The 13,889-nt window shown below is 64.6% G+C and carries 11 protein-coding genes; 5 read left to right on the forward strand and 6 right to left on the reverse strand.

All coding sequences use genetic code 11. The features are described from left to right. Positions 1–824: 824 nt before the first annotated feature. A complete protein-coding gene (locus OZ411_RS05725) occupies positions 825–2,414 on the reverse strand; it encodes a peptidase S10 (protein WP_282527158.1) in 1,590 nt (529 codons plus the stop codon). 362 nt (positions 2,415–2,776) lie between these two features. Here OZ411_RS05725 and OZ411_RS05730 point away from each other — a divergent pair, with 362 nt between their 5' ends. The 5 genes from OZ411_RS05730 (at position 2,777) to OZ411_RS05750 (ending at position 8,173) form a co-directional block, all read left to right on the forward strand. After that, on the forward strand, positions 2,777–3,445 hold the full coding sequence (locus OZ411_RS05730; RefSeq protein ID WP_282527159.1) for a hypothetical protein: 669 nt from the start codon (positions 2,777–2,779) through the stop codon (positions 3,443–3,445). A 277-nt stretch (positions 3,446–3,722) separates the two neighbouring features. Next, a complete protein-coding gene (locus tag OZ411_RS05735) occupies positions 3,723–5,858 on the forward strand; it encodes an adenylate/guanylate cyclase domain-containing protein (protein ID WP_282527262.1) in 2,136 nt (711 codons plus the stop codon). Positions 5,859–6,134: 276 nt separating this feature from the next. Then, positions 6,135–6,914, forward strand: a complete 780-nt coding sequence (locus OZ411_RS05740; RefSeq protein ID WP_282527160.1) for an NAD kinase — start codon at positions 6,135–6,137, stop codon at positions 6,912–6,914. A gap of 111 nt (positions 6,915–7,025) precedes the next feature. Further along, entirely contained in the window at positions 7,026–7,571 is a 546-nt protein-coding gene (locus tag OZ411_RS05745; RefSeq protein WP_130582052.1) for a response regulator, read from the forward strand. 20 nt (positions 7,572–7,591) lie between these two features. After that, positions 7,592–8,173: an Hpt domain-containing protein gene (locus OZ411_RS05750; RefSeq protein ID WP_282527161.1), complete on the forward strand. Its 582-nt coding sequence runs from the start codon at positions 7,592–7,594 to the stop codon at positions 8,171–8,173. A gap of 240 nt (positions 8,174–8,413) precedes the next feature. Here the strand turns inward: OZ411_RS05750 and OZ411_RS05755 are convergent, their stop codons facing one another. The 5 genes from OZ411_RS05755 to OZ411_RS05775 all read right to left on the reverse strand — a co-directional run bounded on the left by OZ411_RS05755 (position 8,414) and on the right by OZ411_RS05775 (position 13,887). Further along, a complete protein-coding gene (locus OZ411_RS05755) occupies positions 8,414–9,589 on the reverse strand; it encodes a DUF2336 domain-containing protein (protein ID WP_130582050.1) in 1,176 nt (391 codons plus the stop codon). 191 nt (positions 9,590–9,780) lie between these two features. After that, the gene (locus OZ411_RS05760) at positions 9,781–10,773 is read right to left on the reverse strand and encodes a transglycosylase SLT domain-containing protein (RefSeq protein ID WP_282527162.1); all 993 of its coding nucleotides are present in this window, start codon (positions 10,771–10,773) and stop codon (positions 9,781–9,783) included. Positions 10,774–10,905: 132 nt separating this feature from the next. Continuing rightward, the gene (locus OZ411_RS05765; RefSeq protein ID WP_282527163.1) at positions 10,906–11,697 is read right to left on the reverse strand and encodes a c-type cytochrome; all 792 of its coding nucleotides are present in this window, start codon (positions 11,695–11,697) and stop codon (positions 10,906–10,908) included. Further along, positions 11,694–13,319: a b(o/a)3-type cytochrome-c oxidase subunit 1 gene (locus OZ411_RS05770; RefSeq protein WP_282527164.1), complete on the reverse strand. Its 1,626-nt coding sequence runs from the start codon at positions 13,317–13,319 to the stop codon at positions 11,694–11,696. Before OZ411_RS05770 ends, OZ411_RS05765 begins: the two co-directional genes overlap by 4 nt. After that, positions 13,309–13,887, reverse strand: a complete 579-nt coding sequence (locus tag OZ411_RS05775) for a cytochrome C oxidase subunit II (protein ID WP_282527165.1) — start codon at positions 13,885–13,887, stop codon at positions 13,309–13,311. Before OZ411_RS05775 ends, OZ411_RS05770 begins: the two co-directional genes overlap by 11 nt. Positions 13,888–13,889: the final 2 nt, after the last annotated feature.

Raw genomic sequence — 13,889 nt, forward strand, 5'->3', positions numbered from 1 at the left:
CTGATGTTGCGTTCGTCTGTCGCAACAGCCGCGTCCACCGCATCTCACCGCAACGTTCGTGACGATCGCGAGCCGCCCCTCTCTTGGGTGAGACGTGCGGAGTTAAATCACTGATTTGCCCGACGGCGAAAGCGGAATGTTTTTTCCGCGAGGGATGGACAGACTTTTGCTGATTTGCCCGTCGGGTTGATTTGTCGCACCCAAAGCAACCACATCGTCTTTGCGAGCGCAGCGAAGCAATCCATAGCGCCGCGAGCGGAGGCATGGATTGCTTCGCGGAGCCCGTCATCGGGCGCGCGTTCGCGCGACCCGTTGGCTCGCAATGACGGGGTTGTCAGAGCTCGCGACTTCGTCGGGCCTCGGAATGACAGCGGGTGGTCAGCAACCCGCCAAAAATAAACGCCACCGAGCGCAATGAATATTGCTTGGTGGCGTTGATAGATACTGGGCCCTGAAATCCCCAGCACTGAATTGGTCAGCGCCGCATGTCATCAGGTTCAATCACGACTCTAGAAAACGTGAATTTTGCATCAGCTAAATGATACACGTCATACGACAGAAGCGCTGCCCGATCGCGCGAAACGGCAACCTCAAGTAAGCTGCAAAATGTTGTCACGTCCCTTGCGCGATGAAAGCACCAACCCTCATCCCGAGGAGCCGCGCAAGCGGCATCACGATGGCCGCGGGCGCGAGCGGGGCCTCATGGTTCTCAAGGCGATGCGAAGCATCGTCCGGAGACGCGCGAAGACGCGCTCCTCACCATGAGGGTCTTACAGGACGCGCGCTGTTTGAATGCGCAGGCAAAGAAGGTCAATCACTCTCGCCTACTTCATCACCGCTTCGACCTCGCCTCTGAATGCCTGGCGCGAGGTGTCGCGGGAATAGAACATGTGGCCGCCGGGATAGACGACGAGCTTGACACGGTCAGGGCTCGCAAAGGCCGGCAATTGGTCGAGCGCCATCGCCGAGCCGAAGTAAGGGGTCGCGAGATCGAACAGGCCGTGGCCGATCAGGAGCTTCAGCTTCGGATCGAGCGCGAGAATCTGCCGGAGCTGTGAGACCGACTCGGCCGGGTTTGTCCCGCGGCCGAAATCCCAGGAGCCGGCGACGCGGCCGTTGAGCAGATGATAGGATCCGTCCGGCCGCCAGTTCAGCCTGCCCCTGGTGAGGTCGACAACAGCACTCGTCAGCGGCGCAATCAGCGGATCGCCGGACGGATCGCCGAAGCGTGAAACGCTCGAATCCGGATTGGGATCGAAGCCTTCGACTGATGCGTCGTAGCGGCCGGTCACCTTGCCATTGCGGCGATCGAACTCCCTGCGGAATTCGGAGACATCGAAACGCCCCGCGAGGCGGCGGCTCACCGCCGGATCGATGTCGGTCAGGGCCGCCACCCTGTTGGCGAGCCGTGTCGTAGCCTCGCTGTCGGCTTGCCCCTTGACAAGGTCGACCAGGAAATCGCCGCGCGCATATTGTTCGACATCGGCGACGTCGCTGCGCGTCACCGGCCCCTTTCTCTGGCGCGCGACCGCCGCCATGGTCGGAAGGCTCGCGACATATTGCAGCAGGCTCGTGCCCTGGAATTCGCGGAAATCGAGCAGCGGCGAAAGCAGGATCAATCCCTTTACGCCGACGCCCTGCTCGGTCTGCAGATTATGCACGATCTTCGGCCCGCGGATGCCGCCATAGCTTTCGCCCACGACATATTTCGGCGACAGCAGCCGCTCATGCTTCTCGAGCCAGCGGCGGATCACCAGCGCGACCGCATTGACATCGCCGTCGACCGAGAAGAAGCGCTTGCGCACGTCGTCTCCGGTCGCGACAAAACGGCTATAGCCGGTGTCGACGGGATCGATGAAGACGAGGTCGGTGAAGTCGAGCCAGGTTTCCGCATTCGGCACCAGCTCGGGCGACGCCGACGACACCGCCCCCTCGCCGCCCAGCGCAGTCCGCCACGGTCCGGCGCTGCCGAGCTGCAGCCAGGCCGACGATGCGCCCGGCCCGCCGTTGAACAGGAAGGTGACCGGGCGATTCGCCCGATCGGTGCCGTCGAGCTGATAGGAGGTATAGGCGATATCGGCCTGCGGCTCGCCCTTTTGGTCGAACAGGCGGATCGAGCCGGCGGTAGCCGTGAACTCCAAGGTACGTCCGGGCAGCGCCAGCGTCTGCTTGGTCGTGGTATCAGGCGGCAAGCGGTGCTGCTCGGACGCCGAGGGTGGATTGGCTGCCGCACTGCGGTCTCCGCCGCCCTTCCGACCGGCCGGCGCCTCTGTCGTCGGCGAAGCCGACGGTGCTGACGGTTTGGGGGCGTCGCCCGCGTCCTGCGCCCACGCGCCGCTCACGACCGAAAATGCGAGCAGCGCGACCATCATCCGCGTGCGCGCAGTGCGCTCTGTTCTGACCCGGCTTGTCATGTCCCACTTCCCTGTAGCCCGGGCGGAGCGCAGCGCAACCCGGGACGTCTGCGTCAGCATTAAGAGCGGCCCCGGGTTACGCTTCGCTTCACCCGGGCTACGACGTGAAATTGCGGCCGCTTCCATCGTGCGTGCAGCTACACAACCCGAGGAATTGTGTGGAAATCACAATCGCGCCAGCCGGTTTGCATCGCGATGAATGCGACACGCCTGCGACAATACGCGCCGATCAGGTTGTCCGCGGCGACAATTGAGTGATATCCGTCACATCCACAAGGTTGCCAACCCAACTATTCGCTTCCGGAGAACCAAACCGGCGCCAGCGCGACTAACCAAATTCTACCGTTTGAGAGGTTCCCGAAATGAAACGAGCGATAGCTATTTGTGTCGGCCTGTTGGCGCTGGCTTCGCCGGCCGCGGCCGAGTCACCGGTGGCCGTCGTCGAGGACGTGCAAGGGAAGGTCACCGGCGCCGAGTTCATGGATTATGTGGCCCCGAAGACCGTGATCAAGATCGGCGAGAGTAGTTCGATCGTGCTGAGCTACATGACATCCTGCCGGCGCGAGACGATCTCGGGGATCGGCACGGTGATCGTCGGGACCGAGGAGAGCGTCGTGCATCTCGCCGACGTCAAGGCCGAGAAGACCGATTGCGATTCCAACCAGACGCACGCCACGACGCAGGCGACCAGCGCGGTCGCCGCCACCGTGTTGCGCAGCGTCGATGCCAGCAAGGCCGCATTGCCGCAGCCTCAACTCACCCTCTACGGCGCTTCGCCATTCGTGGAGGCAAGCGGACGCGGCACGCTGATCGTGCGGCGCCTGGACATCCCCGGCGAGCGTCAGCAGGTTGATCTCGGCGGCACCCAGCTCAAGGGCAGATTCTTCGATTTCGCCCGGGAGAGCGGTGTATTGGTCCCCGGCGGCCTCTACGTCGCCACCTTCAAGTCGTCGCAGATCGTGTTCCGCGTCGACCCGCAAGCCAAGCCCGGCCCCACGCCAATCGTCGGCCGCCTGCTGCGGATGAATTAGGGTGTGATGATTTCACGTGGGAACGATCGCCGGCACTTCTCCCTCTCCCCGTTCTTGCGGGGAGAGGGTCGGGGTGAGGGGCTGTCTCCACGCGCACGGTGACAGACGTGTTCGCGGAGGCTCCCCCTCACCCGAAATTCAAGCTGCGCTTGAATTTCGACCTCTCCCCGCAAGCGGGGCGAGGTGGAGTCGAGCCCGCCTCTCGATTTGAGAAAAGATCATCACCTCCTTGTCGGGATCAGCGACCTTGAGCATCGGGCGCACCGCGCGCGAGGTGATGACAATCGCCGCGATCGCGCTGGTCTGTGCCGCCATTTCTATCTCGCCCGCACTCAAGCCGATCCAGGGCCTGTCGCTCGACATCCTGACCGCGCTGCGCTGGAGGATCTTCCAGAGCGCGCCCGACCCTACGGCTTCGCCGGCGGTGGTCGTCGCGATCGACGAGGAAAGCTATCGCGCGGCGCCGTTCAAGGGATCGCCCACGCTGACCTGGACCGGCGAGATTGGCCGCGTGCTCGGCGCCATCATCGATGGCGGTGCCAAGGTCGTCGGCTTCGACCTGGTGATCCCGACCTCGATCGAGCTGTCGCAAATTCCGTTCAGCGACGGCGTGCTGGGCGAGAAGGTGCGCGGCTTCGATCGCGACTTCCTGCGCGCGCTCGCCTCCGCCTCGACGTCCGGCAAGGTCGTGCTCGGCGAAATCCTGCGCGGTGATCAGCCGATCCTCCCCTCTCCCGGCCAGCGCGTCGCCGTTCGCCAGCAGCAGAATATCCGCCCGCTCAACGTCCATACCGACAACGACGACACGGTGCGGCGGGTGCCGCTGACCTTTGTCGTCGGCGACGCAAGGATTTCCGGCATGGCGCTCGAACTGGCATCGCGGGCGCTTGGCGCGACGCCCGACAGCGACGCCAGTGGCAACGTGACGCTCGCCGGTTACCGGATTCCGAGCCCGGTGCCGAACACGATGACGCTGAACTTTGCCGGCGGCGCGGACGACATCCCGACCTTCTCCTTCGCCGACCTGCGCGCCTGCGCGGCCAAGGGTGAGAAGGATTATTTCCGGCGCTGGTTCGACGGCAAGGTCGTCCTGATCGGCACCGTGCTCGACATCGAAGACCGCCAGGCGACATCCAAACGATTTGCCACCGGAGGCGACGGGAAACACCCTGTGCCGCGCTGCGCGCCCGACGCCAGTCCGCCGGCCGCGCCGAGCATCGCGCGCAGCACGATCGCGGGCGTCTATATCCACGCCACTGCCGTCAACAACCTGATCACCCGCAACGCGGCGAGCGAGCCCGGCCGGCTACTGACGTTCCTGATCGCCTTTGTGTTTGCCGCGCTGGCCGCGACGGCGGCACGCCTATTCAGGCCATTCACCGCCGTCCTCTCCTTCGCAGCCGTGAGCGCGCTCGGGCTTGTCGCCGCCACCTTCGCCTTTACCCACGCGTTGGCGCTCCCGCTGGTCGAGCCGTTCGCCGCAGGCACGGCTGCGCTCGCGGCGATGGTCGGCCTTCGCTTCGCCGTCACCGATCGCGACCGCAGGCTGCTGCAGAAGAGCTTTGCGCTCTATCTCGCCCCTGATGTCATCAACCGCATGCTGTCGTCGAAGAAATTGCCGGAGCTCGGCGGCGAGGCGCGCGAGGTCACGGTGTTCTTCTCCGACCTCGCGGGCTTTTCCGCGATCGCGGAAAACATGCCGCCGGACCGGCTGATGTCGCTGATGAACGAATATCTTTCCGACATGACCGACGTCATCGAGGCCAATGGCGGTTACGTCGACAAATATATCGGCGATTCCATCGTCGCGGTGTTCGGCGCGCCCGCCGACGATCCTGACCATGCTGCGAACGCGGCACGCGCGGCGCTCGACTGTTGCGCACGCCTCGCCGAACTCAACGCCACCTCGCCGGTCTTCCGCGACCATCCGCTCGCGCAGCGCATCGGTATCAATTCCGGCGAGGCACTGGTCGGCAATTTCGGATCGCGGCGGCGCTTCAATTATTCTGTCATGAGCGATGCGGTGAACCTTGCCTCGCGGCTCGAAGGCGCCAACAAGTTCTACGGCACCACCATCATCGCCTCGGATGCGACGGTGGCGCTCGCAGGCAGCGGTTTTGCCTGGCGCGAGCTCGACGAAGTCCGCGTCAAGGGACGCAATCAAGCGCTGAAGATCTATGAACTGGTGGCGCGGTCAGATGCGCTGTCGAAAGCACAGCAGTCGCTGATCAAGACTTATGGCGAAGGACTCGCGCATTGGCGCGCCGGCGAATTCCACCTCGCCACGGAGGCTTTCAACCGCGCGGCCGCAACCGACAAGCCGGCCGCCCTGTTTCGCGAGCGCGCCGAGCAGATGGCCGCGCAGCCGCCGGGCGGGGACTGGGAGCCGATCCGCACGCTGCAGGAGAAGTGAAGTACCGTAGCCCGGGTGAAGCGCAGCGCAACCCCGGGGCCGCTCGTTAACGTGGATACAGATGTCCCGGGTTTACGCTTCGCTCCACCCGGGCTAAGCGGGCGCTCACCTCTCCAGCTTGCAGGGGGTCGGGCGGACCGACCATTACGGAATTGTGTCGGGCAGCCGCCGGACCTAGCCCTAAATGCCGGTCTTCTGATCTCGACAAGCGCGGCCAAGCTGTATAGACGGGCGCGGCGCGGAACCGCGCGCCATCAGAGCCGAGCTTGTCGTGCAATGACCCGTCCCGAGCGATACGAGAAGATCGCCTTCGTCGCCAGCAGTGGCACCGAGGCGCAGGCGGCGCTGGCACAACTGACCGCGCTCTACGGCAATTGCGATGCGGCGGACGCCGACGTCGTGGTCGCGCTCGGCGGCGACGGCTTGATGCTGCAGACGCTGCACGCCAACATGCGCTCGGGGAAACCGATCTATGGCATGCATCGCGGCACCGTCGGCTTCCTGATGAACGAATACTCGACCCACAATCTGCGCGAACGGCTGGCTGCGTCGCGGGAATCCCTGATCAGCCCGCTTTTGATGCGCGCCACCGACATCCACGGCGCGGTGCATCTGCATCACGCCATCAACGAGGTCGCGCTGTTCCGCCAGACCTACCAGGCCGCGCGCCTGCGCATCCTGATCGACGAGCACGAGCGGATGCCCGAACTGATCGCCGACGGCATCCTGGTCGCCACCCCGGCCGGCTCGACCGCCTATAACCTCTCGGTGCAGGGACCGATCGTCCCGATCAACGCCGCCCTGCTCGCGCTGACCCCGATCAGCGCCTTCCGCCCGCGGCGCTGGCGCGGCGCGCTGTTGCCGAATTCGGCATTCGTCGTGATCGAGGTGCTCGAGGAGGCCAAGCGCCCGGTGGCGGCGGTCGCCGACCATGACGAAGTGCGCGACGTCGGCCGCGTCGAGGTGCTGACCGACAAGACCATCTCGATACGCATGCTGTTCGATCCCGGCCACAGCCTGGAAGAGCGCATCCTGCGCGAGCAGTTCGGGTATTGATGCTGTCGTCCCGGCCTTGACCGGGACGACGAATATCCCCCGCGCAACCTTTCCTTAACCGCCACAGCGATATGGTTAACGGCGGGTAATGCCGTTTGGGCCGGGCGGGACATGTATCGCATCGATTTCAACAAGCTGCGGTTTCTGATCTGCGACGACAATCCGCACATGCGCCGCATCCTGCGGACGCTCTTGCATTCGTTCGGCGCGCGCGAAGTCTACGAGGCGGAAGACGGCGCCACCGCGCTCGAAATGTATACCCACTACGTTCCCGACATCGTCATCACCGACTGGTCGATGCCGATCTTCGACGGGCTCGAGCTCGCGCAGATGATCCGGCAGCCGGAATCCAACGCCAATCCCTATGCGCCGATCATCATGCTGACCGCGCATTCGGAGAAGCGCCGCGTGACGGTGGCGCGCGATGCCGGCGTCACCGAATTCCTGGCCAAGCCGATCTCGGCCAAGGGACTCTACCAGCGCATCCTCAATGTCGTTGCCAACCCCCGCCCCTTCATCAAGACCAAGACCTATTTCGGCCCGGACCGCCGCCGCAACACCAGCGCTACCTATATCGGGCCCGAGCGCCGCGTCGGCGGCGAGATGGAAGTGATGCAACAGCCGTCGCTGCTCGATAAGGCGCGTTCCAGCATCTAGCGGGAATCAAGGAGGTCGTCATGGCGAAAGAGAAACCGGGTACGCTGGAGATCAAGACCTTCGCCACGCACCATGTGATCACGCCACCCAACCCGCTGCGCAAGGTGCTGCGCCGCATCCCTCCCGACATCGATCACGACGATCCCGTCGCGCGCGCCGAGCAGGCGCTCGCGGATCTCTCCGGCGAATTCAAGCAGTGGATGACGATCGAGGCCGACCGGCTGTCGGCCGCGCACGCCATTGTGCTGCGCCACGGCTTCTCGCACGAAACGCGCGAAGAGCTGTTTCGCGCCGCCCATGACATCAAGGGCGACGCCGCGACCTTCGGCTTCCCCTCTGCCGGCGCCGCCGCCGAAAGCCTGTGCCGCATCATCGAGCACGCCCCCGATCTCGACGAGGTGCCGCCGGAGCTGATCACCCACCACATCAACGCGATCCAGGCGATCGTGCGCGAGCGCACCAAGCTCGACACCGCCGTGATGGCAAGCGCGCTAAGCAGGCAGCTCCGCGGTATCGCGGATGAATTCCTGCTCAAGGTCAACCGCGACCGCCCTGAACATCTCGAAGCCATCCTCGCGCCGAGCATCGCACCGGCGGAGTGATGACGGCGTACGGTGGGCAAAGCTCAGCGTGCCCACCATCGCGAGCGGAGTGTTGATGGTGGGCACGCTCCGCTTTGCCCACCCTACGCAGCTCGTCGCTATCCCCCGTCATTCCGGGATGCGCCGCCAGGCGCAGGCCCGGAATCCATTGGGCCGCATGCGCAGGCGGCGAAATGGATTCCGGGTTCGATGCTGTCGCATCGCCCGGAATGACGACGTGTGTTGCGGCGGCGGTTTTTCTTACGCAGCGATCAAATCGTGCTCGAGCGGTGCGAGCGCTTCTTCCGCGACCAGTTCTTCGCAGAAGACGCGCGCTTCCTCGCGCGCGGATTCGGTGGCGAAGCGGCGGAGCAGGATCAACAGCGGCTCGGCGGCCTGCCGATCGGTCTCGCAATGGGTCAGCACGCGCTCGACCATGCGGCGACGCAGCCTGACCGCGCCGTCGATGCTGTCGACATAGCCGGCCTCATGACTTGCCTCGAGCGCGGCACGGAAGGCGGCGAAGGTGGATTCCGGCAGGCCCGCGCGGATCAGCAGCGCGTCGAGACTGGCGGCGCCGCGGTCATGCAACAGCGCGGCGATGCGCGCCTGCGGCAGGCCGGAGAGTTCGGCGAGCGCTGCGTGGAACAGCTCGAGATTGCCCGAGAGCAGCGCGCGCAGGATCAATCCGGCGGTGAGTTGTCCGGTGGTGCGCAGATGCGCGACGAGCCCGCGCATCTCCTCGCCGCGAGAACGCGCCGCGATGTGGACGGTCGAACGCTCGCACGCTTCGCTGGCAATGCGCCCTGCCCGGTCGGCGGAGAGCCAGTTGCGGGCGACCACGAATTGCGCCAGCGTCTCCGACAGCTTTGCCACCAGCGCCATGCGGGTCGCGGCCGGCAGGCCTTCCAGCACCAGCATCGCCTCCCGGATCGCGGCGAGATGGCCGTGCCGCTCGACGATGCGGTCCCAGGAGAACGGTGCGAGTTCCGCATTCGCGTTCTCGATCAATTCGAGCGCTGCGGCGGCGCAGCCGACTTCGGCGATCGCCGCACCTACGGATGCGGGCAGATTGATCCGCCGCGCGATCGCGCATTGCATCTCGTTATTGCCTGTCGCGACAATGTCGACGAGGTCGGCATCGATCAGGAGCGGCGAATGTTCCAGCACCGGCAGCGCGATTCCGGGTTGGTCGACCGCGAGCGCCTGCACGATGGCCGCCGGCGCCTCGGCGCTGCGCGCGAACACCTCGGCCATCGCCTGCCGCACCAGCGGTGACGGATCGTCGAGCAGCATCAACAACGCGCCCTCGGCGGCGATGCGGTCGTCCTCGGAAAGGTCTGAAATCAACCAGGCCCGCGCCAGTGCCCGGGTGGCCTCGGCCCGCTCCCCTGCCGGAGCGGTCCTGATCCAATTAATGAACTGCCGAACGATCATGGTCCTTCCGGCTTACGCAACGAAACGGCACGGTGATGCAGTGCCAACGTAACAAAAGATAAACCATGACGCTTAACAAAGGGTTCACCATAACTCTTTGGGTTTATTGACGTTTCGTTAATGGAGAAAGGCTGCGCTTGCCCCAGCCACAGACCTCATCCTGAGGAGCGGCAGACGTGCGCGGCGTCGGATCAGCCCGAGAACGTGCCGTTGCGGTCGCTGAAGAGGTCGAGACGGCCGGGAGGCCGGACTTCGGGAGCCTGGCTCGAGAGCGAGGCGGTCGCGACCTGTGAGGGGCGGCCCCATAATTCCTGCACGGTGGGCGAAATCGGCTCGGCGCGGTCGCCGGCCTGGAACAGCGAGCGGAACATTGGATCGCCCGGAGTGGACGCCGTTTGCGTGGCGGACACTGGCGACACTGCGCGCGCATCCGGGAAGCTAGAGAGATAGGCGGCGTTGTCGATCGCGAGCGGCGTGGTGGGCGCGGCGCTCGCGATCTCGCCGCCGGCAGCAGTGAAAGCCGTGCGGGTTTCGCTGGAATTGGCGGCGCCGGCATAGCGCGCGCTCAGCACCGAATAGACTTCCGACACACTGCGGGCGCGTCCAGAACCGTCGTAGAAGATCGAACTGTTGGCGGCGGCCGCCTTCGGAAACATCTGCGCGGCACTGGCATTCGGATTGCCCTCCGCGCTCGAGATCAGTTTCGCTGCGCCGCCGACGCCCATGAAATGCGCCATGTAGAGCTCGGCATCGCTCGGACGACGGCCGATGCTGCCCGTGAGCTTGAAGCTGTTGGATTGCGTCAGCACGCCGGCCATCGCGGACGCGGCGTCCGGATCGTCGCGCAATCGCATGATCGCCGCCCGCGCCTGGGGGTCGCTGACCGAATAGCTGCCGTCGGAATTCTTCGTGATGGCGTCGGCATATTTCCCGTAGCCGAGCTGATCCCCCGCCTCCTTCACCGTGCCGAGCCAGGTCTGGTCGATGAATTGAAACAGCCCGCGCGCGGATGAGGTCGACGCGGAAGCCCGCGGGTTGAAGTTGGATTCCATCTTGGCGGTCGTGAGCAGGTATTGAAAGCTCGTGCCGGTGGTGGACGCGGCCTGCTTGATCGAGCCCGCGATCTTCGCGCGCGTCGGGTCGACACCTGCCGCAGCCCCGGCGTTGAATATATCGACCGCCATCGATTGATGCCCCGCTCCTCGCGAAACGCTCGCGTGGGCTTCATGAACGCCGGTAATCGGCGCAGCTCCCTCCGATACCCTGCGGCAATCATGGTTAATGGGAGGTTAAAGCGCCGGCGGCCGTAGCGGAGCTTACGGCTGCGCCTCGTAGTAGCGCGCGACCTGATCGATCTCTTCTGCGGTCATCTGGCGGGCGATATTGCGCATCTGCTCGCTGATGTCGTTGCGGCGCGTGCCCGATGCGAAGGCCTGCAACTGCGCCTTGATATAGACGGCGGACTGGCCGCCGAGCCAGGGGCTGCCGGCCTTGATGTCGATCTCGCCATGGCAGGAGCCGCAGGGCGGGATGTTGCGCATCGGCGCGCCCGTCACCACGATCGCAGGCGCCGGCAGGTTCGGATTGACCTGGCTGGAGGGCACGCGCGGCAGATAGGCGTAATAGAGGGCGACATCGCGCATGTCCTGGTCGGTCATATTGGCCGCGAACGGGCTCATGACGACGTTGACCCGCGCCCCGGTCTTGAAGTCGTTCAACTCCTTGTACGTCACCGCGGCGTACTGCCCGGCGAGGTTCGGCGAATTGGCGTCGCTCACGCCTTGCGGCCCGTGGCAGATCGCGCAGCGCTGCGCGAGCGTCGCGCCACGGCCGATTGAAACCTGGTCCTGCCGTGTCAGCATTTCCGGAGTGACCACGACATTCGACGTCTTGAACGCAGGCGGGACCGCCGCGGCTGGCCTCGGCAGGTTGGGCACGCCGGCTGCGCTGCAGATCGCGTCCCAGATGCCGGCAAGCTTCAGATTGGGCTGCAGCAGCGGCAGCCAGATCAATCCCACGATCGCGGACAGCACCGCGATGGCGGCGGTGACGCCGACGCTGATGCTGAACCAGGGATTGCGCGGCGAATAGAGCTCGTCCTCGCTCATCTGCTAGCTCCGACATAAACGGCAGGCACGCTGGTATTCTTCACGGCCATCAGTTGGCCGATCGGGTAGCCGTAATTGACGATCGTCAGCCCGATCATCAGCGCCAGCCACAATCCAAAGCTGTTGAGCGCAACCGGAATGCGCGCAGGCATGTGCAAGGGGATCGCGAAGCTATAGGAACCCGCCTCGCCTCTCGGCGCGAACTGGCCGCGGATCAGCACGATCAGGAACAGGATGCCTGACGTCAGCAGGATCAATCCGCCGAACGCCGAGATCACCACCGAGAAAGCCTGCGGCGCGATCGCGGGATTGGCATAGTCATAGAACGCCATGCGGCGGGGCATGCCGAGGATGCCGACATAGTGCCAGGGGAACGTGGTGACGATCATGCCGATGAACCACAGCCAGAGCTGGGTGCGCATCAACCCATGACTATCGAGCGTGCGGCCGGTCAAATGCGGCCACAGGTCATAGGCGATCGCGAAATACATGATGACGATGGCGCCGCCGAATATCAGATGAAAGTGGCCGGTGATCCATTGCGTGTTGTGGATGCTGGTATTGAGCTGATAGCTCATGTTGATGAGCCCGCCGGCGCCGCCGAAGCCAAGCATGACCAGCGACAGCGCGGTCGCGAGCATGATCGGATTCTTCCACGGCAGCGCGCCAATCCAGCCGAACGCGCCCCTGCCCCCGCGCAGCCGGCTCGCGATCTCGGCCGAGGCGCAGATCGTGAACACCGTGAGCAGCGTCGGCAGTGCGACGAGACCGGTGAACACCGATTGCATGAACTTGAAGCCGGCGCCGACCTGCGGATCGGCAAACAAATGATGCACTCCGATCGGCATCGCGACCACGACGAACATGATGAAGGCGACCCGCCCCATCGCGTCGCTGTAGAGCCGGCCGCCGATCGCGCGCGGGAAGATGGTGTAATAGGCGATGTAGGTCGGGATCAGCCAGAAATAGACGATGGCGTGCAATGTCCAGGAGAAGAATACGCGGGCCAATCCAGCGTCGATGGTGGTGGTGAGCCCAAGCGCGGTCGGAATGATCTGGAAAATGAGCTCGAGCGCGGCGCCAACTGCGGTCCAGCCCCAGAGAAGGGAGCCCGCGACATTGGCGAACATCGCGAGCGGCACCGGCTTGTCCCTGTTGTCGCGCTTCCAGACCGCGAGATTGATCGACATCAGCGCGACCCAGATCCATGAACCGACCACGACCAGGACCACGCCGATGTAATAGAAGGCATTGCCGATCATCGGCGGATAGAAGGTATAGAGCACCGACGCCAGTCCGAGCGAGACCGGGATCATCGCGACCACGCTGCCGATAGCGACCAGCGCGATACCGGCCCAGGCCCAGCGCCGCCCGACCAACGGCCGCTCCAGCGCTGCTTCGCTGATCGCGTAGCCAAAGCCCATCGCAACCAGGGTCGGGAAGACATAGCCCATCACCGTGCCGTGCGCGGTAACCGAGCGATAATAGAATTCCGGATTGAAGTGCCAGACGTTCAGCGGGCTGCGCTCGAACATCTGCCAGGCGCCGAGCACCAGCGCCGCGCCGAACACGATGAAGGCGAGCCAGAAATGCGCCAGGATCAGCCGCTTGTTAATCAACACAGGTGAGCCTCCGTTTGCTCGCCGCCATGTTGCGGAACGTAGTCTGGTCGACCACCTTGACCTTGCCCCACATGCCCTGATGACCGATGCCGCAGAATTCCTGGCAGGGCATCATGTGTTCGCCCGGCGCCTTGAAGCTGATCGGCAGATCCGAGACATAGCCCGGCACCAGCATGGTGTTGATGTTGGTGCCCTCGATCAGGAAGCCGTGCACGACGTCGGCGCTGGTGGCGCGGATGGTGATCGGCGTTTCCGCCGGCACCACGAGGCATTGCGGGGTGAAGGAATATTGCTGCCCGATCGCGCGCACCGTGACGGAGCCGTCGGCCTCCAGGGCGCTGCCGAGATTGCTTTCGACGAATTCGCCGGAAAGGTGCAAGGTCGTGGGATCGGCGGTCTCGACGCGGCCCTGCGGCATCGTTGTATGGTAGATGCCGAAGAAGGCGGCCAATCCGACGAGCACGCCGATGATCACGATCGACAGCGTTGCCCAGCGCCGCTCGATGCGCGCGGCAACCGCCTCGCCGAGACCATGCGCACCGTGACTAAGATCGGTCTCACTCGTCACGA

It is taken from the genome of Bradyrhizobium sp. Arg237L, from assembly GCF_029990105.1.
Taxonomy (GTDB): Bacteria; Pseudomonadota; Alphaproteobacteria; order Rhizobiales; family Xanthobacteraceae; genus Bradyrhizobium.

Excerpts from the sequence above, each read along its gene's own strand:
- OZ411_RS05725 (WP_282527158.1), bottom strand. The coding sequence starts at position 2,414 with ATGACAAGCCGGGTCAGAACAGAGCGCACTGCGCGCACGCGGATGATG.
- OZ411_RS05730 (WP_282527159.1), top strand. The coding sequence starts at position 2,777 with ATGAAACGAGCGATAGCTATTTGTGTCGGCCTGTTGGCGCTGGCTTCG.
- OZ411_RS05735 (WP_282527262.1), top strand. The coding sequence starts at position 3,723 with ATGACAATCGCCGCGATCGCGCTGGTCTGTGCCGCCATTTCTATCTCG.
- OZ411_RS05740 (WP_282527160.1), top strand. The coding sequence starts at position 6,135 with ATGACCCGTCCCGAGCGATACGAGAAGATCGCCTTCGTCGCCAGCAGT.
- OZ411_RS05745 (WP_130582052.1), top strand. The coding sequence starts at position 7,026 with ATGTATCGCATCGATTTCAACAAGCTGCGGTTTCTGATCTGCGACGAC.
- OZ411_RS05750 (WP_282527161.1), top strand. The coding sequence starts at position 7,592 with ATGGCGAAAGAGAAACCGGGTACGCTGGAGATCAAGACCTTCGCCACG.
- OZ411_RS05755 (WP_130582050.1), bottom strand. The coding sequence starts at position 9,589 with ATGATCGTTCGGCAGTTCATTAATTGGATCAGGACCGCTCCGGCAGGG.
- OZ411_RS05760 (WP_282527162.1), bottom strand. The coding sequence starts at position 10,773 with ATGGCGGTCGATATATTCAACGCCGGGGCTGCGGCAGGTGTCGACCCG.
- OZ411_RS05765 (WP_282527163.1), bottom strand. The coding sequence starts at position 11,697 with ATGAGCGAGGACGAGCTCTATTCGCCGCGCAATCCCTGGTTCAGCATC.